This is a genomic window from Protofrankia sp. CiP1_Cm_nod3 (assembly GCF_982290655.1).
This window is the reverse complement of record NZ_CEVIVD010000067.1, coordinates 16,815-17,476: the sequence shown is the minus strand read 5'-3', so window position 1 is coordinate 17,476 and position 662 is coordinate 16,815. Positions and strand designations below refer to the sequence as shown.

At 74.5% G+C, this 662-nt stretch carries 1 pseudogene; it reads right to left on the bottom strand.

What is annotated here, in order from left to right:
* Positions 1 to 96: 96 nt before the first annotated feature.
* A pseudogene (locus AC5LUJ_RS14265) lies at positions 97 to 662 on the bottom strand (glycosyltransferase family 39 protein); the annotation flags it as partial.

The following is a 662-nucleotide window of genomic DNA, read 5'->3' as shown; positions in this document are numbered from 1 at the left end:
CGCGCGCGACGCGTGCGCACGCGGTGGGCGGCCACCGTCATACGGGCAGCGGCCGCCGTCCCGTCCGACCGAGGATCCACCAGCGTGTCCCGGCAGTCACGGCTGGAAGCGCAGCAGGGCGAAGTTCTCCCAGACCCTGGCTGACTGGCCCTGTTCCATGACCTGGTCGACGCGCGGGCGCCGCGCCTCGAGACGTCCGCGCACCTGGGTGCACAGGGTCTCGTAGGTGCGGTACGCGCCCGAGCCGGCGAGGAAGACGGTGTTGCCGGGGCCCGCCTCCGCCAGCGCCCGGTCCGCGACGGCCACCCCGTTGGCGGTGGTGTTGCGGTCCTCGTAGTCGGTCCAGTTGACCCGGTCGGGTGGGGCGTAGGTCGGGACGACGTACACCCGCATCCACGGCGGGACCGTGCGGGCCAGGCCCGGGCCGAGCTGGTCCGGGCAGACCAGCAGCACGTCACCGGGCCGCCCGAGGCGCTCGAGCACGCCCGCGGCCTGCTCGGCCTGGGTGCGGGCGCGGGAGAGGTCGGTGTAGCCGCCGATGAGCCCGAGCAACGCGCACGCCAGGACGACACCCCGGAACAGCCGGCTGTCGACGAGGACGGTCGCCCCGAGGCCGATCACCAGCAGGAACGGGACGAACGCGGTGGCGGTGTACCGGTCGG